Below are 24,365 nucleotides of genomic sequence, written 5' to 3'. Positions count from 1 at the left end.
TCGACTTCCGACGCGAACCGCATCCCTATTGAGCAGGACAGACGAGATGGACGGAACAGGACAGGCATTGCAGGCGGCGCTCGCGCATCATCAGGCGGGGCGTCTCGCGGAAGCGAAGACGCTGTACGACGCGATCCTCACCGCGCAGCCGGGCCAGCCGGATGCGCTGCATTTCCTCGGGCTGCTCGCGTGCCAGCTGAAGCAGTACGACGCGGGGCTCGCGCTGATGGAGCAATCGCTCGTCGCGCGGCCGGATGCGTCGTACTTCAACAACCTGGGCAACATGCTGCGCGAAAGCGGCCGGCTCGACGACGCGATCGTGCACTACCGGCGCGCGGTGGGGCTGCGACCGGACTATCCGGAGGCGCACAACAACCTCGGCAACGCGTTGCGCGACGCACGCGAGCCGGCGGCCGCGATGCAGAGCTGCGCGCGCGCGATCGAGCTGCGCCCCGGTTATGCGCAGGCGTACAACAACCTCGGCAATGCGCTGCAGGATCTGGGCGACCTCGATGGCGCCGCCACGCATTACGGCCGCGCGATCGAGCTGGATGCGTCGATGGCGATGGCCCACGCGAACCTGAGCGCCGTGCGTCACAAGCAACTGCGCTGCGCGGAAGCGCTCGCGCATGCGCAGGACGCGATCCGGCTCGCGCCGAACCTCGCTGAAGCACATAACCACGCGGGCAACGCGTATCACGGACTGAACCGGCTCGAGGATGCGCAAGCGTGCCATCGCACGGCCGTCACGCTCAATCCGGCGGACGCCGGCGCGTGCCACAACCTGTCCGTCGTGCTGTTGAAGCTGCAGCGGCTCGACGAGGCGCTCGTGTATTGCCGGCAGGCGTTGCAGGCCGGTCCGCCGGCCGTGTTGATGCACGTCAATCTCGGCGACATCCTGCGCGCGCAGGGCAACGTCGATGCCGCGGTCCACGCGTATCGCGATGCGCTGGCGCTGGTGCGCGACGACGCCGACGACGTCGCGGCGACCGTGCTGAACCGGCTGCTGTTCAGCGCGGCGGCGTCCGCTTGCGTGAACCCCGCCGACTACCTGGCCGACGCGCGGCGCTACGGCCGGCACCTGGCCGCGCGTTCGACGCGCCATGCGCACGATCCGCGCGAGCGGGCGGCGCGTGCGCAGGGGCGGCCGCTGCGTGTCGGCTTCGTGTCCGGCGACCTGCGCCTGCATCCGGTCGGCATCTTCCTGGAAAGCGTGCTTGCGCACCTCGAGCGCACGCGCATCGACCTGCGCGTGTACGTGACCACGGACGAGGAGGACGCGATCACCGCGAAACTGAAGCCGCACGCGAGCGCCTGGCGCTCGATCGCCGCGCTGGGTCCGGACGCGGCTGCGCGGATGATTCACGACGACGAAATCGACGTCCTCGTCGACCTCGCGGGCCATACGCAGTCGAGCGGGCTTCCCGTGTTCGGCTGGAAACCCGCGCCGGTACAGGCGAGCTGGCTCGGCTTCTTCGCGTCGACCGGCTGCGACGCGATCGACTACTTCATCGGCGACCGCCACACGCTGCCGGACGCCGAAGCGCATCACTTCGTCGAGCAGCCGTGGCGGCTGCCGGACAGCTTCCTGTGCTTCACGCCGCCGGCCTGCGACGTCGACGTCGGCCCGCTGCCGATGGCGGCGAGCGGCCATCCGACGTTCGGTTGCTTCGGCCAGCTCGTGAAGATCGGCGACGACGTCGTGCGCGCGTGGTCGCGCATCCTGCATGCGCTGCCGAACGCGCGGCTGCTGCTCAAGGCGCACGAACTCGGTCGCGAGGGCGTGCGCGACGCGACCGCCGCGCGCTTCGCGCGGCATGGCATCGACGCGGACCGGCTGATCCTCGAGGGCGGTTCGCCGCGCGCGGAATACTTCGGCGCCTATAACCGCATCGACGTCGCGCTGAGCCCGTTCCCGTACCCGGGCGGCACGACCACGGCCGAAGCGCTGTGGATGGGTGTGCCGGTGCTCGGCATGAAGGGCGGGCGCTTTGTCACGCACATCTGCGAAAGCGTGCTGCACGCGACGGGCATGGGCGAATGGGTCGCTGACGGCGAGGACAGCTATGTCGCGAAGGCGATCGCGGCGGTGCACGATCGCGAGCGCCTCGCGGCGCTGCGCGCGAGCCTGCGTGCGCAGCTGCTCGCGTCGCCGTTGTGCGACGCGCGCCGGTTCGCGGCGCATCTCGAAGCGGCGTTCCTCGCCATGTGGCAACGCTATACGAACTCGGAGCAGGAAGCATGAACGATATCCACGACACGCTGCAGTCCGCGCTGGCGCATCATCAGGCGGGGCGTCTCGCGGAAGCGAAGACACTGTACGACGCGATCCTCACCGCGCAGCCGGGCCAGCCGGATGCACTGCATTTCCTCGGGCTGCTCGCGTGCCAGCTGAAGCAGTACGACGCGGGGCTCGCGCTGATGAAGCAATCGCTCGTCGCGCGGCCGGACGCGTCTTACTTCAACAACCTGGGCAACATGCTGCGCGAAAGCGGCCGGCTCGACGACGCGATCGTGCACTACCGGCGCGCGGTGGGGCTGCGACCGGACTATCCGGAGGCGCACAACAACCTCGGCAACGCGTTGCGCGACGCACGCGAGCCGGCGGCCGCGATGCAGAGCTGCGCGCGCGCGATCGAGCTGCGCCCCGGTTATGCGGAGGCGTACAACAATCTCGGCAACGCGCTGCAGGACCTGGGCGAGCACGAAGCGGCGGCCGCGAGCTACGCCAAGGCCGTCGCGCACCAGCCGCAGTACGCGGATGCGTACTGCAATCTCGGCAACGCGCTGCATGCGCAGGAGAAATTCGACGCTGCCGCGGATGCCTATCGTCGCGCCATCGCGCTGCAACCGGGCTTCCGTGTCGCGCACCGGGGGCTGAGCGCGACGCTGCGCGCGGCCGGCGATCTGCACGGCGCGATCGACCATGCGCGCGAGGGGCTCGATCCGGGCGACGCAGACGCGCACTGCGTGCTGGCAAGGTTGCTGCAGCGCATCGGCGATTTCGACAAGGCGCTCGAACTGCTCGAGCAGGCGGTCGCGATCGACCCCGCGCATGCACAGGCATGGGCGTGGCTCGGCGATTTGCGCAACCAGCAGGGCGAATACGGGCAGGCGGTGCAGGTGTGCCGGCGTGCGATCGAGCTCGATCCCGAACTGGCCGACGCATACAACTTCCTGGGCTTCGCGTATCACAACCTCAACTTGCTGGCCGCCGCGGAGTTGAGCCACCGGCATGCGATCGACCTGAACCCGGACGATGCCGACGCGCATCACAACCTCGCCGCCGCGCTGTTTCGGCTCGAGAAGCTCGACGAGGCGATGAAGCACACCGAGATCGCGAGGGCGCTCGGCATCGATCCGCTGAAGGTCCAGATGACGCTCGGCGACATCCTGTGGGCGAAAGGGGATCTCGCCGGCGCGCTGGATGCGTTCCGCTCGGCGATCCGGCACGACCTGCATCGCGCGTACTCGCGGATGCTGTTCAACATGTCGAGCTCACCCGCGTTCGAGCCGCAGGAGTGGGTCGCCGAAGCGCGCCGCTACGGCGAGCATCTCGAGCGCGACGCGCACCCGTTCGAGCACGACCGCGCGCAGCGCGTCGCGCAGGCGCAGGGGCGGCCGCTGCGCGTCGGCTTCGTGTCGGGCGACCTGCGGCAGCACCCGGTCGGCATCTTCCTTGAAAGCGTGCTCGCGCGGATCGACCGGTCGCGCATCGAGCCGCATGCCTATGTGACCTTCGTCGGCGAGGACGACGTGACCGCGCGGCTCAGGCCGAACTTCGCGAGCTGGAAGAAGCTGGTCAGCCTGGGCCGCGAGGAGGCCGCGCAACTGATTCGCGACGACGGCATCGACATCCTGATCGATATGGCAGGCCACACCAACTGGAGCGGCCTGCCGATCTTCGGGCACAAGCCCGCGCCGGTGCAGGCGAGCTGGCTCGGTTTCTTCGCGACGACCGGTTGCCGCGCGATCGACTATTTCATCGGCGATGCGCATACGCTACCGGCCGACGAGGCGCATCACTTCACCGAGCGGCCGTGGCGGCTGCCGGACAGCTACCTGTGCTTCACGCCGCCGCCGTACGATGTCGCGGTCGGCCCGCTGCCGATGGCGGCTCATGGCGGCGTCACGTTCGGCTGCTTCGGCAAGCTGATCAAGATCAGCGACGAGGTCGTCGCGCTGTGGTCGCGCATCCTGCACGCCCTGCCGGACGCACGCCTGCTGCTGAAGGCCCATGAGCTCGGCGCCGGCGACGTGAACCGGGCGACGCTCGACCGCTTCGCGCGGCACGGCATCGGCGCGGATCGGCTGATTCTCGAAGGCGGTTCGCCGCGCGCGGAATACTTCGGCGCCTATAACCGCATCGACGTCGCGCTGAGCCCGTTCCCGTACCCGGGCGGCACGACCACGGCCGAAGCGCTGTGGATGGGCGTGCCGGTGCTCGGGATGAAGGGCAGCCGGTTCGTCACGCACATTTGCGAAAGCCTGCTGCACGCGGCGGGCATGGGCGACTGGATCGCGGAAGACGAGGATGCGTACCTCGCGAAGGCCGTCGCGTTCGCGCGCGACCGCGACGGGCTGGCGACGCTGCGTGCAACGCTGCGCGAGCGGGCGCTGGCGTCGCCGCTGTGCGATGCGTCGCGCTTCGCACGCAACCTCGAGGATGCGCTGCACGGCATGTGGGCCTGCTACGCGTCCGGCGAGACGGCGCCCCGGGACGCGTGACGAGCGGGATCGCGCCACGGCAGGAAGCCGCGCTCGCGCATCGTCGGGCCGGCCGCCCGAGATGATCGACGCGGTCGTCGAGCGGGCGACGCGGGCGTAGCCGGTGCGATCAGGCTCGCGTTCCCGCCTGCAGGCGAAAAAAAAGCCGCATTGAAGCGGCTCGACGGTACGGCGACAACGGACCGCTCGACTGGCGGCGTCTTTTAATTCGACGTGCGCGGCGGGCGAGACGCCCGGCCGGTCACAGCATGCCGGCCTTCTGGTACTGGCTCGCGGCCTTGATCCGCTCCCGGGACTGTGCAAATTCCGCAGCCAGGCGGTCTCGGTCCGTCTGCGCATGCTCGGTGATCGACGCGTCGATCGCCATGATCTGCCGCACCTGGTCCAGCACGTCCGGGGTCTGCTCGCCGGACAGGTTCATCAGCAGCGGCGAGCGTTCGTCGACGAGTGCCGCGACGCGCACCCAGTCGCGTGCGTCCGCCGCCGACTGCATGGCACGGGTCAGGTCGAAGGCGCGGGACAGGGTGTCGTTCGTCATGGTTCTGCTCCGAAGGGGGGCGGCCGAGGCTTACTTGTTGTTGGCCATCGCGCCGGCGCTGTTCTGGCCGCCGAACAGCTGGGTCAGGTAGCGGGTGTTGTTCGCCATCGTCGCCATCAGCGTGTTCAGCGCGGTGAACTGCGCATTGTATTGCTTGGTCAACTGGTCCGAGTAGCTCTGCAGCTGCGTCGCCTGACCCTGCACACTCTTCAGATCGGCGTTGATCGCGTTGGTGCGCTGGTCGATCAGGCCGGACGTCTGCGTGTACGAGTTGATGTTCGCATTGAGCGCCTGGGCGATGCCGTTCGTCTGGTTGAAGATCGCCGTCACTGCGGAACCGTTCGACTTGAGCGCGGTGGTCAGCGCGGCGGTGTCGACCGACATCGCGCCGGTCGAGTCCACGTTGATGCCGATGCTGCCGAGCGCATAGGTCGTGCCGCCCGTCGTGACGCCGCTGCTGAGCGTCGTCGCGAGCGTGTTCCTGATCGTGTTCAGCATCGCGTCGCCGAGCAGCGGGCCGGCGGTCTTCGCCGTCGCGTCGTAGCTCGACAGCGATTTCGCGGTATTCACGAAGTTGGTATACGCGGTCGCGAAATTGTTGATCGCGGTCGTCGCCGCGGCCGTGTCCTGCGACAGCGTGACGGTTTGCGTCGTGCCGACCGCGGCTTGCGACAGCGCCAGCGTGACGCCCGTCAGCGCGCCCGACACGTTGTTCGACGCGCTCGACACCGGCGTGCCGTCGATCGTCAGCTTCGCGTCGGCGGCCGGCGTGACCGTCGTGTACCCCGACGTCAGTTTCGAATTGACGCCGGTGCCCGTGATCGAGATCGTGTTGGCCGCGCCGGTGGCATTCGACTGCATCACGAGATGCTGGCCGTCCGAACCGGTGATGACCGACGCGGTGACGCCGGCATTGCCGGACGCGGAGTTGATCGACGACGCGATGTCGGACAGCGACGCGCCGGCCGCCACGTTGACGTTGAACGCGGGATTGCTGCCGAACGTGATGCTCAGCGAGCCGGCCGAGATCGTGTCCGCCGACGTCACGCCGGCCGACGACAGTTTGTTGGCGGTCGCGAGCTGCGTGACATTGACCGAATACGAACCGGCCACCGCGCCGCTGCCGCTCTTGATCGTCGTCGCGATGCCCGTGCCGCTCGCCGTCGCGGCCAGGCTGCCGAGCGCGGTGCCGTCCGAGAGGCCGGTGAGCGCGGTCTGCAGCGCGGACAGCGCGCCCTTCAGCTGGCCGATCGCGGACAGCTGCGTATTGTCGTTCGTCTGTCGGGTCTGCAGGGCCTGCAATTGCCCGGCCGTCTTCGCGTTCACCAGCGTCGTGACGAGCGTATTGACGTCGAGCGTCGAATTGGTCGCGCCGCTGATGATCGATTGACCTGCATTCGCCAGGATGGTGCTGATGTCCGTGCTGCTGACGGGGGTGGTGGCCATGCCGTTGCTCCGGTCGTCCGCGCAATCAACGTGCGCGATGCGGCGGGGCGCCGCGGTTCAATGCAAAGAGGGAGGCGTGCCTCCCTGGAGAATTCCGATCCGGGCGGTTTCGGCGGCGTCGCGATGCGTCGCATGGCGACGCCGCCGTGCCCGGAGGCGGGCGGGCACGTGGCCCGCCGCGGGTGCTGCTCGATTAGCCGAGGAGCTTCAGGACTTGCTGCGGCAGCGAGTTCGCTTGCGCCAGAACCGAGATACCAGCTTGCTGCAGCACTTGCGCCTTGCTCAGGTTCGCCGTTTCCGTCGCGAAGTCCGCGTCGGTGATCTGCGAGCGAGCGGCGGTCATGTTGGTTGCCTGGGTTTGCGTCGTCGAGATCGCAGCCTGGAACGTGTTCTGTGCTGCGCCCAGCGTTGCCTGGAACGTGTTGACTTGCTTCAGTGCCGCGTCGATCGCCGTGATCGCCGATTGCGCGCCCGACTGGGTGGCGACGCTCAGGCTGTTCACGCTCATGCCCGTGCTGTTCCAGTTCGCCGTGCCGAAGTCGACGGTAACGACCTGGTTCGCTGCTGCGCCGATCTGGAACGTGACGCTGCCGGCGCCGCCCAGGATGGTCTGGCTGTTGAACGTCGTTTGCGATGCGACACGGTCGATTTCGCTGAGACGCGTCGTCACTTCAGCTTGCAGGTTCGCGCGGGCGCTCGAATCCAGCGAGCCGTCGCCCGCTTGTTGCGCCAGCGTACGGATACGCTGCAGGTTGTCGACCGTCGATTGCAGCGCGCCGTTGGCGGTCTGGATCATCGAGATGCCGTTGTTCGCGTTTGCAACACCTTGCGTCAGCGCATTGATTGCCGCCGTTTGCGACGTCGAGATCGCCAGGCCTGCTGCATCGTCAGCAGCGGTGTTGATGCGCTTGCCCGACGACAGGCGGTTGATTGCTTGCGACAGTGCGCTTTGCGAGCCCGACAGATTCGTCTGCGTCGTCAGCGAAAGGATGTTGGTGTTGATGTTCAGCATTTGCTTCCTCGTTTTGGAAAATGCCTGAGATACAGACAGGTTCTGATTTCGGCGTGGCGCTTTTTTGCGTCTGGCGCTGCCCGCCTTTCCTGGTTGACGGCGGCACCCGGCGAAAACTTTAGCGGGATGTTTGAGGAAATTCGGGACCGAAGGATCGGTTTCGCCGGGAAGGCGCATGGAGCATGGCGGGCGGCGTGGCGGCCGTGGCGCGAGAATCGCGCGGTTGGGCGGAACGTTTGCCCGCGACCGACAAAAGGGTGGTTTTGTCTGTGATTCCCTGCTATCATGGCGGGCTGAATTGAGATTTTCTGTCACGCCTTTGCCGGTTTCGGCATGTCTGCTGGCAGTCAAACGCGGCGCTGCACGCGGTTGTGAAGCGTACTCGCGGTGCTTTCCGCCTCTCTTTTCCGGCCTCCGAGGCCGTATTTCCGCTCGTTTCGCCTGTTGTGGGGACGCTCGGATGGCCGGTGCGTGGCGCTTGGCCGCTACGTTTTTGACCGTTTAAGCAATTTAGGAACGACATGACGACGATTCTTCTGAAAGAAAACGAGCCGTTCGAAGTGGCGATTCGCCGCTTTCGTCGCGCTATCGAAAAAAATGGCCTGATCGCTGAACTGCGTGAGCGCCAGTCTTACGAAAAGCCGACCGCAGTCCGCAAGCGCAAGAAGGCAGCAGCCGTCAAGCGCCTGCACAAGCGCCTGCGCAGCCAGATGCTGCCGAAGAAGCTCCACTAAGAGCATCTGACGGTTCGTCGCGAAACGGCGGAGTGTGCCTCGAAAGAGGCCGCTCCGCCGTTTTGCTTTTGCGGGCCGGGAAACCCCGGGATCGTTGCCGTGGGTCGGTTTCCGCCGACTGTCCGGCAGCCGGCTGTCGCGCTCCCGCACGCGCGCCCGGGCTTGCGTAAAAACGCAAGTAAGAATCATTCTCATTGGTATAGAATGTCGCGGATCGTATCAACACCCGCCGACCGCGCAACAATTCCATGCCGCGTACAACGGCATCCGGCCTCGCATGATCGGGCCGGACGATCGCCGCGCGGCGCCCGACATCCAATGGACTGCATCCCGTCGAATCGGGGCCGCCGCGCGTGCCGGCCCGCTTTACTTTCGCTGCGCACGCGATGAATGCGTTCCTGCGACCGTTTCTCGTGCGCCTGCACCGCTGGTTCGGGCTCGCCATCGCGCTGTTCCTGTTCGTCGCGGGGCTCACCGGCGCGCTGATTGCGTGGGACCATGAGCTCGACGCGGCGCTGAACCCGGATTTCTATACCGCGCGCAGCGGCGCGGCGCCGCTTGCGCCGCTCGAACTCGCGGCGCGCATCGAGGCCGCCGATCCGCGCGTGCAGGTGACCTATCTGCCGCTCGCGGTCGAACCGGGACACACGCTGCAGGCGGGCGTGATGCCGCGTACCGATCCGGCGACCGGCCGGCCGTACCCACTCGGTTTCAGCCAGATCGCCGTCGATCCCGCGACCGGCGCGGTGCAGGGCCGCCGCGAATGGGGCGCACTGTCGCTCGCACGGCTCGACCTGATGCCGTTCATCTACCGGCTGCACTACTCGCTGTTCCTGCCCGTGTACGGCGGGATCAATTTCGGGTTCTGGGTGATGGGCGTCGTCGGCATCGTGTGGGCGATCGACAGCCTGATCGCGCTCGTGCTCGCGTTTCCGAACCTGAAAAGCTGGCGCAAGTCGTTCGCGTTCCGCGTGCGGCGCGGCGGCTACCCGCTCGTGTTCGACCTGCACCGCTCGGGCGGCGTGTGGGTGTGGGGGCTGCTGCTCGTCGTCGCGGTCACGTCGATCTCGATGAACCTCGCCGTTCCGGTCGTACGCCCGCTGGTGTCGCTGGTTTCGCCGCTCGCCGAAACGCCGTATACGAATCCCGAACATTTCCCGCCGGCCCGGCCGGGCAGCCAGGCGCTGCCGCGCGAACGGATCGTCGAGATCGCACGCTCGGCCGGCCGCGACGCGGGTTTCGCCGCGCCGCCGGGCGCGCTGCTGTTCGCGCCGGCGATGAATGCCTATGCGGTCGGGTTCTTCACGCCGGGCAACGACCATGGCGACGTCGGGCTCGGCAATGCGTGGCTGTACTGGAATGCGGTGACCGGCAAGCCCATCGCGGCGCAGGTGCCGGGCCGCGGTTCGGCCGGCGACCTGTTCATGCAGGCGCAGTTTCCGCTGCACTCGGGGCGGATCGCCGGGGTCGCCGGACGGGCGGTCGTGAGCGTGCTCGGCATCGTGATCGCGATGCTGAGCGTGACGGGCGTCTGCATCTGGGTGAAGAAGCGCAGCGCACGCGCGCGGGCCGCGCGGAGCGCGCGGCCGGTCGTGCCGGCGACGTCGTCGTCGCGCGCCGCGCGGTAAGGGTTAGGCGGCAAGCGGCAACCAGCAAGCAGCACGCGGACGGCGCACCCGCCGCGGGGCAGCGCCGGCGCCACGTTTGCGCCTGCGCCGTCAGCTCGCCTTGCGCCGACGTGCCGGCTGCTTGCCGCCGAGCGCCGCGCACTGCGCGTGGCACCGGCAGCCGGCTTCGTGATCGTTGACCATGCCGGTTGCCTGCATCAGCGCATAGCAGATCGTCGAGCCGACGAACTTGCAACCGTACGCCTTCAACGCCTTGCTGAGCGCGTCGGACTGCCCGGTCGATGCGGGCGCGTCGCGGTACGACTGCCACGCATTCTGGATCGGCGTGTCGCCGACGAACGACCACAGGAACGCGGCGAGCGACCCATGCTCTTCGCGAATGCGCTGCACCGCGCGCGCGTTGGTCACCGCCGATTCGACCTTCGCGCGGTTGCGCACGATGCCCGGGTTCTCCAGCAATTTCTCGATGCGCTTGGGCGTGAAGCGCGCGACGGCATCGACGTCGAAATCGGCGAACGCTTCGCGATAGCCCGCGCGCTTGTTCAGGATCGTCGACCACGACAGCCCGGCCTGCGCGCCTTCCAGGATCAGCATTTCGAACAGGTGGCGATCGTCGTGCGACGGCACGCCCCACTCGGTATCGTGGTAGTGAGCGTCCGCTTCCGTCTTCACCCAGTTGCACCGCTGCGACATCGTCTGCCTCGTTTTCAGTATCGATTCGATCGCGCCAGCATAGCGGAAGCCCTTTTGGCGGGATAGCCGGCCGAACGGCAGATGGGCGCGCGGCGCCGATCCGGTTAAGCTTGGCGCCTGTTCGAATCAGCGGGATGAAGGCATGGCGGCATTACTTTTTGCGATCGGCATCGACGGCGGCGGCACGGGCACGCGCGCGGTGCTGGCCGACCGGCACGGGCGCGAGCTCGCGCAGGGGCGCGGCGGCCCGTCGGGGCTCGGTCTCGGCATCGAGCGCGCATGGGCGTCGATCGGCGCGGCGTGCGCGGACGCGTTTACGCACGCCGGTCTCGCGTTCGACTGGTCGCAGTGCGCGCTTGGCTGCGGGCTCGCGGGCGTCAACAACGCGGCGTGGCTCGCCGCATTCCGCGCGCAGGCGCCGCTCGGCGCGCTCGCGATCGAGAGCGACGCGTATACGACCGTCGTCGGCGCGCATGGCGGCGCGCCGGGGCTCATCGTCGCGCTCGGCACCGGCAGCATCGCGGCGGCGCTCGATGCGGGCGGCGCGTGCCGGATCGCGGGCGGTTTCGGCTTTCCGTCCGGCGACGAGGCGAGCGGCGCGTGGCTCGGCGTGCGCGCGCTCGCCTATGCGCAACAGGCGCTCGACGGCCGCGTGCCGCGCGACGCGTTCGCCACGGCCCTGCTCGCGGAAACCGGCGCGCAGGATCGCGACGCGCTCGTCCAGTGGTCATGCGACGCGAACCAGACAATCTACGCGCGTCTCGCGCCGATCGTGTTCGCGCACCGCACGCATCCGGTCGCGAGCGCGCTGATCGCGCAGGCCGGCGACGAGATCGGCAAGATGATCGACGCGCTCGATCCTCGGCAGGCGCTGCCGGTCGCGCTGTGCGGCGGGCTGGCTGACGCGCTCGCGCCGGCCGTGCCGGCGCGGCACGCCGCCCGGCTGCGCGCGCCGCTCGACGATTCGGCGCATGGCGCGCTGCGGCTCGCGCTGCAGGCGTTACGGGCGACGGAGGGCGGCTGAGCGGAGCGCGAGCGGGGTGGATGCCGCGCCGCAGCGGCACCCCGGGCGGCGCGTGGCCGGCAACCGCCCGGCGCGCCGCCGGGCACGACGTTAGAATGACGCTTCCTCCGTGCCGCGCGCGCCGCTCTCCCGTCCCATGTACAAAGTCATCGCCACCGATCTCGACGGTACGCTGCTGAACAGCGACCACCAGCTGGACCCGTACACGATCGACACCGTGCGCCGGCTCGACCGCGACGGCGTGCAGTTCGTGATCGCCACGGGGCGCCACTATGCGGACGTCGCCGGCATTCGCGACGTGCTCGGCATCCGGCCGTACCTGATCACGTCGAACGGCGCGCGGGTGCATGCGCCGGACGACACGAGGATCCACGCGCAGGACGTCGACGCAGCGATCGTGCGCCGCCTCGTGCAGCCGGAAGTTGTCGGCGCGCACGGCCGCGTGATCGTCAACCTGTTCACCAACGACGGCTGGCTGATCGACCGCGACGCGCCGCACCTGCTCGAATTCCACCAGGATTCGGGCTTCCGGTACGACGTGACCGACATGGCCGCGCACGACGGCGCGGATATCGCGAAGGTGCTGTATATCGGCGAACCGGCCGATCTGGCGGTCGTCGCCGAGCAGATGCGCGTGCAGTTCGGCGATACGCTGTACGTCACGTACTCGCTGCCCGACTGCCTCGAAGTGATGACCGCGAACGTGTCGAAGGGGCGCGCGCTGCGCACGGTGCTCGCGCGGCTCGGCATCGATACCGGCCACTGCATCGCGTTCGGCGACAACATGAACGACATCGACCTGCTCGAAACCGCCGGTCACGCGTTCATGATGAACAACGCGAACCCCGACCTGGTGGCGCGGCTGCCGCACATCCCGCGGATCGGCAACAACTTCGACGCGGGCGTCGCCCGCCACCTGCGCACGCTGTTCTCGCTCGAAGACGACGTCGTCGCGTCCTGAGCATCCGCCCCGGCGCCGTTTCCGTGCGCGGAAATGAAAAACGGGCGCCAGGGGCGCCCGTCGAAATTGCCTGCCTCGTGTTCTTCGACAGCGTGAGGCTCGCTGCTCTGCTCGCTTGACCCCGTAGTGTTTTATTCGCTTGTGCGAGCGGATGCGGGCAGCAGGCCGACGGCGTCGTCACGCCCGGCGACCAGCGGATAGATGATCCCGGCGAGTGCCGCGCCGATCAGCGGCGCGATCCAGAACAGCCAGAGCTGGCCGATCGCGTCGCCGCCGACGAACAGCGCCGGGCCGGTCGAGCGCGCCGGGTTCACCGACGTGTTGGTGACCGGAATCGAGATCAGGTGAATCAGCGTCAGGCACAGCCCGATCGCGATCGGCGCGAAGCCGGCCGGCGCGCGCTTGTCGGTCGCGCCGAGGATCACGAACAGGAAGAAGCCCGTCATCACGACCTCGCAGATGAACGCCGCGGCGAGCGAGTAGTGGCCGGGCGAGCGATCGCCGAAGCCGTTCGTCGCAAAGCCGCTGCCGACCACGTCGAAACCCGGCTTGCCGATTGCGATCAGGTACAGGACGAACGCGCCGAGCGTCGCGCCGACGACCTGCGCGACGATGTACGGCGCGAGATCGCGTGCCGGGAAGCGGCCGGCGACCGTCAGGCCGACGCTGACCGCCGGATTCAGGTGGCAACCCGAGATGTGGCCGATTGCGAATGCCATCGTCAGCACGGTCAGGCCGAAGGCGAGTGCGACGCCGGCGAAGCCGATGCCGAGGCCCGGAAAGGCGGCGGCCAGCACGGCGCTTCCGCACCCGCCGAGCACCAGCCAGAACGTGCCGAATACCTCTGCAGCGAGACGCTGAGAAAGATTCATGTAAGGACCTCGTCCAGGTGGGTTGAAGACCCGGGGCGACGCAACGGATTTATTGCGCTACCGGGAATTGGTCTGGATTATAGGAAATGAATCGGGCCCCGGAGGGTAAACGATTGTTAAATTTGAATGGCTGGCGAATGCCTTTTATTAGAATAAGTCCGCATTCTCGATATAGGCGATTCGGTTAAAGATGGCAGCATTAATTTCGAAGGGCAGGGCGGCAGTGCGGATGACGTAACGGATGTTGGTGTCCCGGCTGGATTCGCCGGGGCCGCATCATCGAAAAGGGGAGTCGAAAAATGTCTCAATACGCGAAACTCAAGGCGCAGATCGCCGATCTGCAAGCCCAGGCGGACGACGTGCGGCGCCAGGAAGTGGCGGCGGTGATCGCCGATGTCCAGCGCATGATTGCCGAATATGGCCTGACAGCCCAGGATCTGGGCTTCGCGGAGCGAGCGCGGCGCGGGCGTCCGCCGAAGAAGGCGCCGCTGCCGCCGAAATACCGCGATCCGAAGTCGGGTGCAACCTGGAGCGGGCGCGGCAAGCCGCCGAATTGGATCGTCGGCAAAAACCGCGATCGTTTCCTGATCGAGTGACGGAAAGCCAAATGGAAAGAGCCGCATCGACGATGCGGCTCTTTGTTTTTGCGCGCCGATTTCCGCGCGGATTTACCGCCGATTTCCGCGCGGATTTCCGTGTCAGGCGCCCGCGACCCGGCGCAATGCCGGTTGCTTGGTGGCCGCGCAAAGCGATTCGTAGCTCTCGACGTAGCGCTGCGCCATCGCCTTCGAGCTGAAGCGCGTGTCGAAACGCGCGCGGATCGCGGTGCGCGACAGGCTGTCGATCCGGTGCAGCGCGCCGACCGCGCCCTGCACGTCCTCGACGATGAAGCCGGTCACGCCGTCCTCGATCACTTCCGGCACCGAGCCGCGGTTGAACGCGACGACCGGCGTGCCGCAGGCCATCGCCTCGATCATCACCAGGCCGAACGGCTCCGGCCAGTCGATCGGGAACAGCAGCGCCTTCGCGCCGGACAGGAACGCGGGCTTTTGCGCTTCGTTGATCTCGCCGATGAATTCGACATGCGCCTGGCCGAGCAGCGGCTCGATCACTTCCTTGAAGTAGTCGGCGTCGGCCTTGTCGACCTTCGCGGCGATCTTCAGCGGCAGCCCGCTTTGCGCGGCGATCCGGATCGCGGTGTCGACACGCTTTTCGGGACAGATCCGGCCGAGGAACGCGAGGTATTCGGGCTTCACGTCCGGCTGCGGCGTGAGCAGCGTGTCGGGCAGCCCGTGGTACACGGTGCCGGCCCACGCGGCCTGCGGCAGCGGCTTGCGCTGGTTGTTCGAGATCGACACGACCGGCGAATCCGGGAACGCGTCGAACACCGGCTGCAACTCCGGCAGGTCGAGACGGCCGTGCAGCGTCGTCACGTAGGGCGTGTCGAGGCGCGACATCAGCGGGAACGGCAGGTAGTCGAGGTGAAAGTGCAGCACGTCGAATTCGTGCGCGACCCGCGCGACCTGCTCGAGGAGCCGCATGTGGGGCGCCATCGAATCGCGGACCGACGGGTCGAGCCGCAGCGCGCGCGGCCACGCCGCCTCGAGACGGGCCGACGTGACGGAGTCGCCGCTGGCGAACAGCGTCACGTCGTGGCCGAGTTCGACGAGCGCCTCGGTGAGGTAGGACACGACTCGCTCGGTGCCGCCGTAGAGTTTCGGCGGAACGGCTTCGTAAAGCGGCGCGATCTGGGCAATTCGCATGGGGGTTTCTCCTGTGTCGATCCGAGCGCGCGACGGCGCCGATGCGGATCCCTTACAAGGTTGCGGAACTTGCCGACGCACGCGGTTCGCGATACGTGGCCGGGCCCTGGGCGGGGTGCGCGGAGCGCCGGACGGCAAGCTGCGGGGCGGGCCGGCACGGCTCGCGCCGCCGCCCATTGGAGTCCATTATCGATATCGCCCTGAGGGGTTCGAGTGTTTTTTCAAACACTTAAGGCTTGTTACACGATGAAATACGCGAAAACCCCGACAAAAAGGGCACGGAATCGCGAATCGCGACAGCCGTAACTATTGTTGCGCTATCGTGAAAAACCACTATAATTTTTACCGATCCGATTGCCGGCGCCCTGCCGGCAAGCCTTACGCCACCGGCGCGACGGCGATCGGACCCTTTCGCAACCGAATCCGCGTTGCAACCCGTTTTCCCGATGGCTCCTTTCAATTCGCCTTGTCGGAAAAATTCCTACACGGTTTACAGACAAATCCTGCATGGCATACGCCACTTCGCTGATACCGACATAAATCCCGTTTGGCCAAAATTCGCCCTGTAAGACTATAAACGAGCCGACTGAGCGCCCAGTGCGCGCTGATCGAGCAAACGTTTTCATAACATGAATGGCCAAAGCACAGCTTTTTAACGGGGGAATCATGAGCGCTACCAGTGAAATGCTCAGTGAGATCAAAGAGGTCAACCTGTCGTACCTCCTCCTCGCGCAGCGACTGCTGCGGGAAGACAAGGCGATGGGCATGTTTCGCATGGGCATTTCCCAGGAACTCGCCGACGTGCTCGCCAACCTCACGCTCGCCCAGACCGTGAAGCTGGCCGCGTCGAACCAGATGCTGTGCCGCTTCCGCTTCGATGATCACGCGCTGCTGTCGTCGCTCGCCGACAAGGGCCGCAGCGATGTCGTCGCGCACGCCCACTCGGCCATCCTGATGGCCGGGCAGCAGGTCGAAGGCGTCCGCTGATCCATCCCGCCTTGCGTGTGTCCCGGCGTGCCGCGCCGGCCGGCAGCGTATTGGCCATTCATTCGCATAACGTCAAGCGGACGGTTATCACCATGGCAAGCAAAAGCGTCGTGATCGAGGTGAAGGAAATCACCCTCGCCATCGAACTCATCGAACTGGGCGCCCGGCTGCAGCTGCTGGAGGCGGAGACGAGCCTGTCGCGGGACCGTCTGATCAAGCTGTACAAGGAACTGAAGGGCGTATCGCCGCCGAAGGGGATGCTGCCGTTCTCGACCGACTGGTTCATGACGTGGCAGCCGAACATCCACTCGTCGCTGTTCTACAACATGTATCGGTTCATGCAGGACCACGGCCGCTGCGACCCGATCCAGTCGATCGTGAAGGCGTACCGGCTGTATCTGGAGCACGTGAACCTGTCCGGCGACGAGGCCGCGCTGAGCCTCACGCGGGCGTGGACGCTGGTGCGCTTCTTCGATTCGGGGATGCTGCAGATGACGCCGTGCACGCGCTGCGGCGGCCACTTCGTCGCCCATGCGCATGATCCGCATCAAGGTTTCGTGTGCGGCCTGTGCCAGCCGCCGTCGCGTGCCGGCAAGACCCGCAAGGCCGCCGCCGCGCGCGCCGAACTGGCCGCCGCCGTGGCCTGAGCTCGGCCGGGCGGGCCGCGAGCGACGTCCGCGCGCCGCGCGAATCGTCCGCGCATTGCTGGTAAACACCGTCGGGCTGCCGCCGGGCGGCCGCGAAAGTTTTCCTGCCGACTGCCGTAAACCTGTTTAACGGCGGTCTTCCCGCCGGTCTTTCGTGAGGGACAGGCAGTGCTGATTATCGTGGGAACACTCGTGACGCTGTTGTCCGTCTTCGGCGGTTATGCGCTGGCAGGCGGGCATCTGGGCGCGCTGATCCAGCCCATCGAGATCCTGATGATCGTGGGCGCCGGCGTCGGCGCGTTCATCCTCGGCAACGGCGGCAAGACCATCAAGGCCACGCTGCGCGTGCTGCCGACGCTCTTCAAGGGCTCGAAATACACGAAGGACGTGTATATGGAGCTGATGGCGCTTCTTTACGTGCTGCTCGCGAAGGCACGCAAGGAGGGCACGCTGACGCTCGAGGCCGACATCGACGATCCGGAAAAGAGCCCGATCTTCACGCAATACCCGAAGATCCTCGCCGATCACCACATCGTCGAATTCCTGACCGACTACCTGCGCCTGATGGTGGGCGGCAACATGAACGCGTTCGAGATCGAAAGCCTGATGGACGAGGAGATCGAGACGCACCACACGGAAGGCGAAGGCCCCGCGCACGCGCTGATGCGCGTCGGCGACGCGATGCCGGCGTTCGGGATCGTCGCGGCCGTGATGGGCGTCGTGCACACGATGGCGTCGGCCGACAAGCCGCCCGCGGTGCTCGGCGCGATGATCGCGCAGGCGCTGGTCGGCACGTTCCTCGGGATCCTGCTGTCGTACGGGCTGATCGGGCCGCTCGCGAGCCTCGCGGAGCAGCGGGTGGCCGAGTCGACCAAGATGTTCCAGTGCATCAAGGTGACGATCCTCGCGACGCTGAACGGCTATGCGCCGGCGATCGCGGTCGAGTTCGGCCGCAAGGTGCTGTTCTCGACCGAGCGTCCGTCGTTCTCCGAGCTCGAAGAGCACGTGCGCCGCGTGAAGGCCAAGTGAGGCGGAGCGAACGATGAGCAAGAGCAAGGATCGCGCGATCGTCGTCAAGCGGGTGGCCCCGGCGAAGAAGGGCCACCACGGCGGCGCATGGAAGCTCGCGTACGCGGACTTCATGACCGCGATGATGGCGTTCTTCCTGCTGATGTGGCTGCTGAGCTCGGTCACGCCGGTGCAGCTGAAGGGGATCGCCGAATATTTCAACATGCCGCTGAAGGCCGCGATTCTCGGCAGCGGCGACCGCAGCTCGCAGGATTCCAGCATCATCAACGGCGGCGGCCGCGACCTGTCGAGCACGGATGCCGGCACGCTGCGCCGCACCGACGGCACGACGTCGCTCGCCGAGCGCCTCGCGAAGGCGGGCGACGAGCATTCGCGGTCGCAGGCGGAGGGCGCACAGGACCGGCTCGAGCAGACGCGCCTGCACGACCTGCAGATCAAGCTGATGGCCGCGATCGAGGCCAATCCGACGCTGCGCCAGTTCAAGCAGCAGATCCGCATCGATTCGACGCTGATGGGGCTGCGCATCGAGATCGTCGATTCGCAGAAGCGGCCGATGTTCGCGATGTCGAGCGACCACGTCGAGCCGTACATGCGCGACATCCTGCGCGAGATCGGCAAGACGCTGAACGACGTGCCGAACCGGATCATCGTCCAGGGCCACACCGACGCCGTGCCGTACGCGGGCGGCGAGGGCGGCTACAGCAACTGGGAGCTGTCGGCCGATCGCGCGAACGCATCGCGCCGCGAGCTGATCTCCGGCGGCATGGACGAGGCGAAAGTGCTGCGCGTGCTGGGCCTCGCGTCGACGCAGAACCTGAACAAGGCCGATCCGCTCGATCCGGAAAACCGCCGGATCAGCGTGATCGTGCTGAATCGCAAATCCGAAGAAGCGCTGATGCGCGACGACGCGACGACGACGACGCTGTCCGCCGACGCGGCCGGCTCGAAGCTGCTCGCGCAGCAGCTCGGCGGCCCGACGCCGGCGGCGCGCCCGGTCGTGGCGAGCGCCGTCGCCGTGGCGCCGAAACCCTGACGTTTCCGAGACAGACATGATCCGAACCATTCTCGCCATCGACGACTCCGCGACCATGCGTGCGCTGCTGCAGGCCACGCTGGCGCAGGCCGGCTACGACGTGACGGTGGCGCCGGACGGCGAAGCCGGCTTCGACATGGCGGCGACGACGCCGTACGACCTGGTCCTGACCGACCAGAACATGCCGCGCAAGAGCGGGCTCGAGGTGATCGCCGCGCTGCGCAAGCTGACCGCGTACGCGGACACGCCGATCCTCATCCTGACGACCGAAGGCAGCGACGCGTTCAAGGACGCCGCACGCGACGCGGGTGCGACCGGCTGGATCGAAAAGCCGATCGACCCGGGCGTGCTGGTCGACCTGGTCGCCACGCTGTCCGAGCCGGCTGCCTCCTGACATGAACGCGACGATTTCAACCGGTGACCGGGCATGACTCTCGACATCACTCAGTTCTACCAGACCTTTTTCGACGAAGCGGACGAGCTGCTCGCGCAGATGGAGCAGCTGCTGCTGAACCTCGACGTCGATGCGCCCGATCCCGAGGATCTGGCGGCGATCTTCCGCGCCGCGCATTCGATCAAGGGCGGCGCGGCGACGTTCGGCTTTTCCGCGCTGACCGATACGACGCACATCCTCGAATCGCTGCTCGACCGTGCGCGCAACCATGAGCTGACGCTGACCAAGGAGATGGTCGACGCGTTCCTGGAAACCAAGGACGTGCTGTCCGACCAGCTCGTCGACTACCGCGCGAGCGCCGAGCCGGACGCGGCCGCCGCCGCGGCGATCTGCGCGAAGCTCGAACGGCTGAAGGCCGAAAGCGGTGCGGGCGCGCCTGCGCCGGCCGCGCCTACGCCGGCCGCGCCTACGCCGGCCGCGCCGGTTGCCGCCGCCGTCGCGCCGGCTGCCGCGCCCGCCGTCGGCGACGACCGGGCGCCCGACCATGTGGTCGAGCAGGCCGTCGCGGCCGCGCATCCGGCGGCCGACGCCGATGCCGGCGCCGACGGCCCGCACCTGAAGATCACGCTGGTCGGCGTCGACGCGAAGGACCAGGCGCTGCTCACCGAAGAACTCGGCAACCTCGGCCGGATCGTCGGCCGCGAGGAAGTGGGCGCGGACCTGACGCTGTGGGTCGAATCGGACGTGCCGTCCGACGACATCGTCGCGGTGTGCTGCTTCGTGATCGACGAAAGCCAGATCCGCGTCGGGCGCGGCACGGCGCCGGCTGCCCAGGCGGCGCCGGCCGTCGCGCCGGCCGCCGCGACCGTGGCTGCCGAACCGGCCGCCGCCGCGCAGCCCGCGCGCGTCGAGGTGTTCGCGCCGCAGGCCGCCGCGCCGCAACCGGCTGCCGCGGCGCCCGCTACGGCTCCGGCCGCCGCAGTGCAGCCGCAGTCGCAACCCCCCGCTCAACCGCAGCCGGCCGATCACGCGGCGCCGGCCGCCGCCGCGCATCACGACGACAAGCGCGCGCGCCCGGCCGCCGCGGCGGCAGGCGGCGCCGAAGGCAGCTCGATCCGCGTCGGCGTCGAGAAGGTCGATCAGCTGATCAACCTCGTCGGCGAACTGGTGATCACGCAGGCGATGCTGGCCGAGACGGCCAGCGCGTTCGATCCGGCGCTGCACGACCGCCTGTTCAACGGGATGGCGCAGCTCGAGCGCAACGCGCGCGACCTGCAGGAAGCGGTGATGTCGATCCGCATGATGCCGATGGACTACGTGTTCAGCCGCTTCCCGCGGCTCGTGCGCGACCTCGCCGGCAAGCTCGGCAAGCAGGTCGAACTGGTCACGTTCGGCCAGGCGACCGAACTCGACAAGAGCCTGATCGAACGGATCATCGATCCGCTCACGCACCTGGTGCGCAACAGCCTCGACCACGGGATCGAAACCGTCGACAAGCGCGTCGCCGCCGGCAAGGATGCGGTCGGCCAGCTCGTGCTGTCGGCCGCGCATCACGGCGGCAACATCGTGATCGAGGTGAGCGACGACGGCGCGGGCCTGAACCGCGAGCGGATTCTCGCGAAGGCCGCGAAGCAGGGCATGCAGATCTCCGAGAACATCAGCGACGACGAAGTGTGGCAGCTGATCTTCGCGCCGGGCTTTTCGACCGCCGAGACGGTGACCGACGTGTCGGGCCGCGGCGTCGGGATGGACGTCGTGAAGCGCAACATCCAGTCGATGGGCGGCCACGTCGAGATCTCGTCGCAGGCGGGCCGCGGCACGACCACGCGGATCGTGCTGCCGCTCACGCTCGCGATCCTCGACGGGATGTCGGTCAAGGTGGGCAGCGAGATCTTCATCCTGCCGCTGAACTTCGTGATGGAGTCGCTGCAGCCGTCGAACGACGACATCTACACGGTCGGCAACGGCGAACGCGTGGTGCGCGTGCGCGGCGAATACCTGCCGCTCGTCGCGCTGCACGAGGTGTTCTCGGTCGACGACGCGCGCACCGACCCGACGCAGGGGATCGTCACGATCATGGAAACCGAGGGGCGTCGTTTCGCGATGCTGATCGACGAACTGGTCGGCCAGCAGCAGGTGGTCGTGAAGAACCTCGAAACCAACTACCGCAAGGTGCACGGCATCTCGGCGGCGACCATCCTCGGCGACGGCAGCGTCGCGCTGATCGTCGACGTCGCGGCGCTGAACCGCGAAACCCGTGCGATGCACGGCGCCCGAGCCGGCGCCGAGCTCGCCGTCTTCTGACTCTCGCCATTCAACCGATTGGGGGCAAACGTGTCTGCTGAAGTCCAAATGATCAATACGGCCGCGGCGAATGCGGCGGCGACCAGCCGCCGCGACGCCGAACACGGCGATGCGACGGGCCAGGAATTTCTCGTCTTCACGCTCGGCGACGAGGAATACGGGATCGACATCCTGAAAGTGCAGGAAATCCGCGGCTACGACAGCGTCACGCGGATCGCGAACGCGCCCGAGTTCATCAAGGGCGTGATCAACCTGCGCGGGATCATCGTGCCGATCGTCGACATGCGGATCAAGTTCCACCTCGGCCGCGTCGAGTACGACCACCAGACCGTCGTGATCATCCTGAACGTGTCGAACCGCGTGGTCGGGATGGTGGTCGACGGCGTGTCGGACGTGCTGACGCTGCAGACCGACCAGATCATGCCGGCGCCGGAATTCGGCGCGACGCTGACGACCGAGTACCTGACGGGCCTCGGCACGGTCGACGGCCGGATGCTGATCCTGATGGACATCGAGAAGCTGATGTCGAGCCGGGAAATGGCGCTGATCGAGACGCTCGGCGGGTAAGCGCGCCGCGCGCGCAGCAATTTCGGGAGAATCTGCAATGTTGCATAACTGGTCGATCCGCACGACGCTCACGGCGGTCGGACTCATCCTCGTGTGCCTGACCGCCGCGGTCGGCGGGCTCGGCCTCTACGCGCTCGATCACGCGAGCCGCTCGCTCGACGAGATCGCGCACGTCGACCTGCCGGCGATCCACACGCTCGACGACACGGCCGCGCAGCTGCTGCGCTCGCGCGTCGCGCTCGATCGCTTTCGTACGCTGACCGAAGGCGGCAATGCGGCCGACGCGGCGAAGGTGCTCGACCGCGCGCAGGAGCTGTATGCGAAGTCGAACCAGAACTGGCAGGCGTTCCAGTCGACGCCGAAGCTCGGGGTCGATCAGGCGCTGCTCGACGAGCTCGCCGCACGCTACACGACGATCGTGAAGGAAGGCGTCGAGCCCGAGTTCGCCGCGGCGCGCGCGGGCGACATGGCCGCGTACCACGCGGTCGCGGACACGAAGATCAGCCCGATGTTCGTCGCGTTCGACCAGACGGCGGCGGCCGTGATCGCCGCGCTGCAGAAGCGCGCGCAAGACCGTCAGACCGAGACGCAGTCGCAGATCTCGATGATGATCGCGCTGATCGCGGCCGGCATCGCGATCGCGTTCGTCGTCGTGATCGCGATCCGCTTCGTGCTGCGCGGGCTGATCGTCCAGCCGATCGAGGACGCGATCGCGCATTTCGAGCGCATTGCCGGCGGCGACCTCACGCAGCCGGTGAACGCCTCCAGCACGAACGAGATCGGCCGCCTGTTCGGCGGCATCAAGCGGATGCAGGACGCCGTCACGACGATGGTGCAGGCCGTGCATCGCGGCACCGAATCGATCGACGTCGGCGCGCGCGAGATCGCGACCGGCAACATCGACCTGTCGCAGCGCACCGAGGAGCAGGCCGCGTCGCTGCAGGAAACCGCGTCGAGCATGGAGCAACTGACGGGCACCGTGCGGCAGAACGCGGAGAACGCGCGGCAGGCGAGCCAGCTCGCGGTGAACGCGTCGGACATCGCGACCCAGGGCGGCGACGTGGTCGGCCAGGTCGTGTCGACGATGCAGGACATCGCGGCGAGCTCGGGCAAGGTCGTCGACATCATCGGCACGATCGAAGGGATCGCGTTCCAGACCAACATCCTCGCATTGAACGCGGCCGTCGAAGCGGCGCGGGCCGGCGAGCAGGGCCGCGGCTTCGCGGTGGTCGCGGGCGAGGTGCGCTCGCTCGCGCAGCGCAGCGCGAGCGCCGCGAAGGAAATCAAGCAGCTGATCGGCGATTCGGCCGAGAAGGTCGACAGCGGGTCGGCGCTCGTCGCGCGCGCCGGCTCGACGATGGAAGAGATCGTGCAGGCCGTGCGCCGCGTGACCGACATCATGGGCGAGATCAGCGCCGCGTCCGACGAGCAGTCGACCGGCATCGAGCAGGTCAATCGCGCGGTCGGCCAGATGGATGCGGTCACGCAGCAGAACGCGGCGCTCGTCGAGCAGGCGGCGGCCGCGGCCGCGTCGCTCGAGGAGCAGACGCGCCAGATGAAGGCGATCGTGTCGGGCTGGCGCGTCGCGGGCGGCATCGCGCTCGCGCCGGCGCGCAGCGTCGCGCGGCCGGTCGCGCACGAACCGGCGGCGCTGCCGTCGGCGTCGCGCCACGATGCGCCGGTCGCCGCGCTGCCGGCGCCGCAGGCTGCGGCCCAACCGGCGGCACGGCGCGCCGCGCCGGCGTCGCGTGCGGCTGCGTCGGGCGCCGCGGCCGCCGCGTCCGAACCGACGCGTGCGGCCGAGGCCGCCGCGCGGACGCAAAAGGATGCACCGGCCGCCCGTGGCGCCGCCGCCGCGGGCGGCTACGGCCCGCGTCTCGCGAAGACGGCCGCGCCGGCGGACAAGCCGGCCGCGAAGCCCGCGCTCGTGCGCCCGGCGCTGAACGGCGAGAAGCCGGCGCTGGCGTCAGCCGGCGCGTCCGACGACGACTGGGAGACCTTCTAA

General features: G+C 67.8%; 21 protein-coding genes. 15 read left to right on the top strand and 6 right to left on the bottom strand.

Annotated features, from left to right (window positions below; genetic code table 11):
- The first annotated feature begins 46 nt into the window (after positions 1-46).
- Both J8I35_RS16110 and J8I35_RS16105 read left to right on the top strand, forming a co-directional pair.
- Positions 47-2,245 carry a tetratricopeptide repeat protein gene (locus J8I35_RS16110; protein ID WP_209926161.1) on the top strand — a complete coding sequence of 733 codons (2,199 nt, stop codon included), beginning with the start codon at positions 47-49 and terminating at the stop codon, positions 2,243-2,245.
- Positions 2,242-4,728 (top strand): tetratricopeptide repeat protein, encoded by a 2,487-nt coding sequence (locus tag J8I35_RS16105; protein ID WP_209926160.1) that lies wholly within the window; start codon positions 2,242-2,244, stop codon positions 4,726-4,728. Before J8I35_RS16110 ends, J8I35_RS16105 begins: the two co-directional genes overlap by 4 nt.
- Positions 4,729-4,969: 241 nt before the next feature.
- Here J8I35_RS16105 and J8I35_RS16100 read toward each other — a convergent pair whose 3' ends face one another.
- From J8I35_RS16100 to J8I35_RS16090, 3 genes are all read right to left on the bottom strand, one after another.
- Entirely contained in the window at positions 4,970-5,266 is a 297-nt protein-coding gene (locus tag J8I35_RS16100) for a flagellar protein FliT (RefSeq protein ID WP_050015963.1), read from the bottom strand.
- Between the two features lie 30 nt (positions 5,267-5,296).
- Positions 5,297-6,712: a flagellar filament capping protein FliD gene (gene fliD, locus J8I35_RS16095; protein ID WP_204383553.1), complete on the bottom strand. Its 1,416-nt coding sequence runs from the start codon at positions 6,710-6,712 to the stop codon at positions 5,297-5,299.
- Positions 6,713-6,905: 193 nt separating this feature from the next.
- Positions 6,906-7,724, bottom strand: a complete 819-nt coding sequence (locus J8I35_RS16090) for a flagellin domain-containing protein (RefSeq protein WP_027783219.1) — start codon at positions 7,722-7,724, stop codon at positions 6,906-6,908.
- A 521-nt stretch (positions 7,725-8,245) separates the two neighbouring features.
- Between J8I35_RS16090 and rpsU the strand changes: the two genes are divergently transcribed.
- Complete coding sequence (gene rpsU, locus J8I35_RS16085) at positions 8,246-8,458, top strand: 30S ribosomal protein S21 (protein ID WP_006401410.1); 213 nt, start codon at positions 8,246-8,248, stop codon at positions 8,456-8,458.
- A 386-nt stretch (positions 8,459-8,844) separates the two neighbouring features.
- The gene (locus J8I35_RS16080; protein WP_209926159.1) at positions 8,845-10,086 is read left to right on the top strand and encodes a PepSY-associated TM helix domain-containing protein; all 1,242 of its coding nucleotides are present in this window, start codon (positions 8,845-8,847) and stop codon (positions 10,084-10,086) included.
- 90 nt (positions 10,087-10,176) lie between these two features.
- Here the strand turns inward: J8I35_RS16080 and J8I35_RS16075 are convergent, their stop codons facing one another.
- Positions 10,177-10,779: a DNA-3-methyladenine glycosylase I gene (locus J8I35_RS16075; RefSeq protein WP_209926158.1), complete on the bottom strand. Its 603-nt coding sequence runs from the start codon at positions 10,777-10,779 to the stop codon at positions 10,177-10,179.
- A gap of 142 nt (positions 10,780-10,921) precedes the next feature.
- Here J8I35_RS16075 and J8I35_RS16070 point away from each other — a divergent pair, with 142 nt between their 5' ends.
- Both J8I35_RS16070 and J8I35_RS16065 read left to right on the top strand, forming a co-directional pair.
- Positions 10,922-11,803, top strand: coding sequence for a BadF/BadG/BcrA/BcrD ATPase family protein (locus J8I35_RS16070; RefSeq protein WP_209926156.1), 882 nt, complete (start codon positions 10,922-10,924; stop codon positions 11,801-11,803).
- Positions 11,804-11,939: 136 nt separating this feature from the next.
- Complete coding sequence (locus tag J8I35_RS16065) at positions 11,940-12,764, top strand: Cof-type HAD-IIB family hydrolase (protein ID WP_209926154.1); 825 nt, start codon at positions 11,940-11,942, stop codon at positions 12,762-12,764.
- Positions 12,765-12,895: 131 nt separating this feature from the next.
- Here J8I35_RS16065 and aqpZ read toward each other — a convergent pair whose 3' ends face one another.
- A complete protein-coding gene (gene aqpZ, locus J8I35_RS16060; protein WP_209926152.1) occupies positions 12,896-13,636 on the bottom strand; it encodes an aquaporin Z in 741 nt (246 codons plus the stop codon).
- Positions 13,637-13,935: 299 nt separating this feature from the next.
- On the opposite strand from aqpZ, the gene J8I35_RS16055 reads away from it, so the two are divergent.
- Positions 13,936-14,232: an H-NS histone family protein gene (locus tag J8I35_RS16055; protein WP_006489320.1), complete on the top strand. Its 297-nt coding sequence runs from the start codon at positions 13,936-13,938 to the stop codon at positions 14,230-14,232.
- Between the two features lie 102 nt (positions 14,233-14,334).
- On the opposite strand, the gene J8I35_RS16050 is transcribed toward J8I35_RS16055, so the two are convergent.
- Positions 14,335-15,399 (bottom strand): glycosyltransferase family 4 protein, encoded by a 1,065-nt coding sequence (locus tag J8I35_RS16050; protein ID WP_209926151.1) that lies wholly within the window; start codon positions 15,397-15,399, stop codon positions 14,335-14,337.
- Between the two features lie 666 nt (positions 15,400-16,065).
- Between J8I35_RS16050 and flhD the strand changes: the two genes are divergently transcribed.
- From flhD to J8I35_RS16010, 8 genes are all read left to right on the top strand, one after another.
- Positions 16,066-16,386: a flagellar transcriptional regulator FlhD gene (gene flhD / locus J8I35_RS16045; protein WP_011350590.1), complete on the top strand. Its 321-nt coding sequence runs from the start codon at positions 16,066-16,068 to the stop codon at positions 16,384-16,386.
- A gap of 92 nt (positions 16,387-16,478) precedes the next feature.
- Complete coding sequence (gene flhC / locus J8I35_RS16040; RefSeq protein ID WP_050015993.1) at positions 16,479-17,033, top strand: flagellar transcriptional regulator FlhC; 555 nt, start codon at positions 16,479-16,481, stop codon at positions 17,031-17,033.
- 168 nt (positions 17,034-17,201) lie between these two features.
- Positions 17,202-18,062, top strand: a complete 861-nt coding sequence (gene motA / locus J8I35_RS16035) for a flagellar motor stator protein MotA (protein WP_050015994.1) — start codon at positions 17,202-17,204, stop codon at positions 18,060-18,062.
- A gap of 13 nt (positions 18,063-18,075) precedes the next feature.
- Positions 18,076-19,095 (top strand): flagellar motor protein MotB, encoded by a 1,020-nt coding sequence (gene motB / locus J8I35_RS16030; RefSeq protein ID WP_050015998.1) that lies wholly within the window; start codon positions 18,076-18,078, stop codon positions 19,093-19,095.
- 16 nt (positions 19,096-19,111) lie between these two features.
- A complete protein-coding gene (locus J8I35_RS16025; protein ID WP_050016002.1) occupies positions 19,112-19,489 on the top strand; it encodes a response regulator in 378 nt (125 codons plus the stop codon).
- A 33-nt stretch (positions 19,490-19,522) separates the two neighbouring features.
- On the top strand, positions 19,523-21,793 hold the full coding sequence (gene cheA / locus J8I35_RS16020; RefSeq protein WP_209926149.1) for a chemotaxis protein CheA: 2,271 nt from the start codon (positions 19,523-19,525) through the stop codon (positions 21,791-21,793).
- Between the two features lie 48 nt (positions 21,794-21,841).
- Positions 21,842-22,360: a chemotaxis protein CheW gene (cheW, locus tag J8I35_RS16015; RefSeq protein WP_050016005.1), complete on the top strand. Its 519-nt coding sequence runs from the start codon at positions 21,842-21,844 to the stop codon at positions 22,358-22,360.
- 37 nt (positions 22,361-22,397) lie between these two features.
- Positions 22,398-24,365 carry a methyl-accepting chemotaxis protein gene (locus J8I35_RS16010; RefSeq protein WP_124556827.1) on the top strand — a complete coding sequence of 656 codons (1,968 nt, stop codon included), beginning with the start codon at positions 22,398-22,400 and terminating at the stop codon, positions 24,363-24,365.

The sequence above is a fragment of the Burkholderia sp. CpTa8-5 genome (genome assembly GCF_017815045.1).
GTDB lineage: Bacteria > Pseudomonadota > Gammaproteobacteria > Burkholderiales > Burkholderiaceae > Burkholderia > Burkholderia sola.
This window is presented reverse-complemented; position numbering and strand designations above follow the sequence as displayed.

Bases quoted from the DNA above. Each gene is read 5' to 3' on its own strand.
- aqpZ (WP_209926152.1), bottom strand. From the start codon at position 13,636: ATGAATCTTTCTCAGCGTCTCGCTGCAGAGGTATTCGGCACGTTCTGG.
- J8I35_RS16010 (WP_124556827.1), top strand. From the start codon at position 22,398: ATGTTGCATAACTGGTCGATCCGCACGACGCTCACGGCGGTCGGACTC.
- J8I35_RS16100 (WP_050015963.1), bottom strand. From the start codon at position 5,266: ATGACGAACGACACCCTGTCCCGCGCCTTCGACCTGACCCGTGCCATG.
- J8I35_RS16055 (WP_006489320.1), top strand. From the start codon at position 13,936: ATGTCTCAATACGCGAAACTCAAGGCGCAGATCGCCGATCTGCAAGCC.
- J8I35_RS16070 (WP_209926156.1), top strand. From the start codon at position 10,922: ATGGCGGCATTACTTTTTGCGATCGGCATCGACGGCGGCGGCACGGGC.
- cheA (WP_209926149.1), top strand. From the start codon at position 19,523: ATGACTCTCGACATCACTCAGTTCTACCAGACCTTTTTCGACGAAGCG.
- J8I35_RS16090 (WP_027783219.1), bottom strand. From the start codon at position 7,724: ATGCTGAACATCAACACCAACATCCTTTCGCTGACGACGCAGACGAAT.
- J8I35_RS16075 (WP_209926158.1), bottom strand. From the start codon at position 10,779: ATGTCGCAGCGGTGCAACTGGGTGAAGACGGAAGCGGACGCTCACTAC.
- J8I35_RS16025 (WP_050016002.1), top strand. From the start codon at position 19,112: ATGATCCGAACCATTCTCGCCATCGACGACTCCGCGACCATGCGTGCG.
- flhD (WP_011350590.1), top strand. From the start codon at position 16,066: ATGAGCGCTACCAGTGAAATGCTCAGTGAGATCAAAGAGGTCAACCTG.
- cheW (WP_050016005.1), top strand. From the start codon at position 21,842: ATGATCAATACGGCCGCGGCGAATGCGGCGGCGACCAGCCGCCGCGAC.
- flhC (WP_050015993.1), top strand. From the start codon at position 16,479: ATGGCAAGCAAAAGCGTCGTGATCGAGGTGAAGGAAATCACCCTCGCC.
- J8I35_RS16050 (WP_209926151.1), bottom strand. From the start codon at position 15,399: ATGCGAATTGCCCAGATCGCGCCGCTTTACGAAGCCGTTCCGCCGAAA.
- motB (WP_050015998.1), top strand. From the start codon at position 18,076: ATGAGCAAGAGCAAGGATCGCGCGATCGTCGTCAAGCGGGTGGCCCCG.
- J8I35_RS16080 (WP_209926159.1), top strand. From the start codon at position 8,845: ATGAATGCGTTCCTGCGACCGTTTCTCGTGCGCCTGCACCGCTGGTTC.
- rpsU (WP_006401410.1), top strand. From the start codon at position 8,246: ATGACGACGATTCTTCTGAAAGAAAACGAGCCGTTCGAAGTGGCGATT.
- J8I35_RS16065 (WP_209926154.1), top strand. From the start codon at position 11,940: ATGTACAAAGTCATCGCCACCGATCTCGACGGTACGCTGCTGAACAGC.
- fliD (WP_204383553.1), bottom strand. From the start codon at position 6,712: ATGGCCACCACCCCCGTCAGCAGCACGGACATCAGCACCATCCTGGCG.
- J8I35_RS16110 (WP_209926161.1), top strand. From the start codon at position 47: ATGGACGGAACAGGACAGGCATTGCAGGCGGCGCTCGCGCATCATCAG.
- J8I35_RS16105 (WP_209926160.1), top strand. From the start codon at position 2,242: ATGAACGATATCCACGACACGCTGCAGTCCGCGCTGGCGCATCATCAG.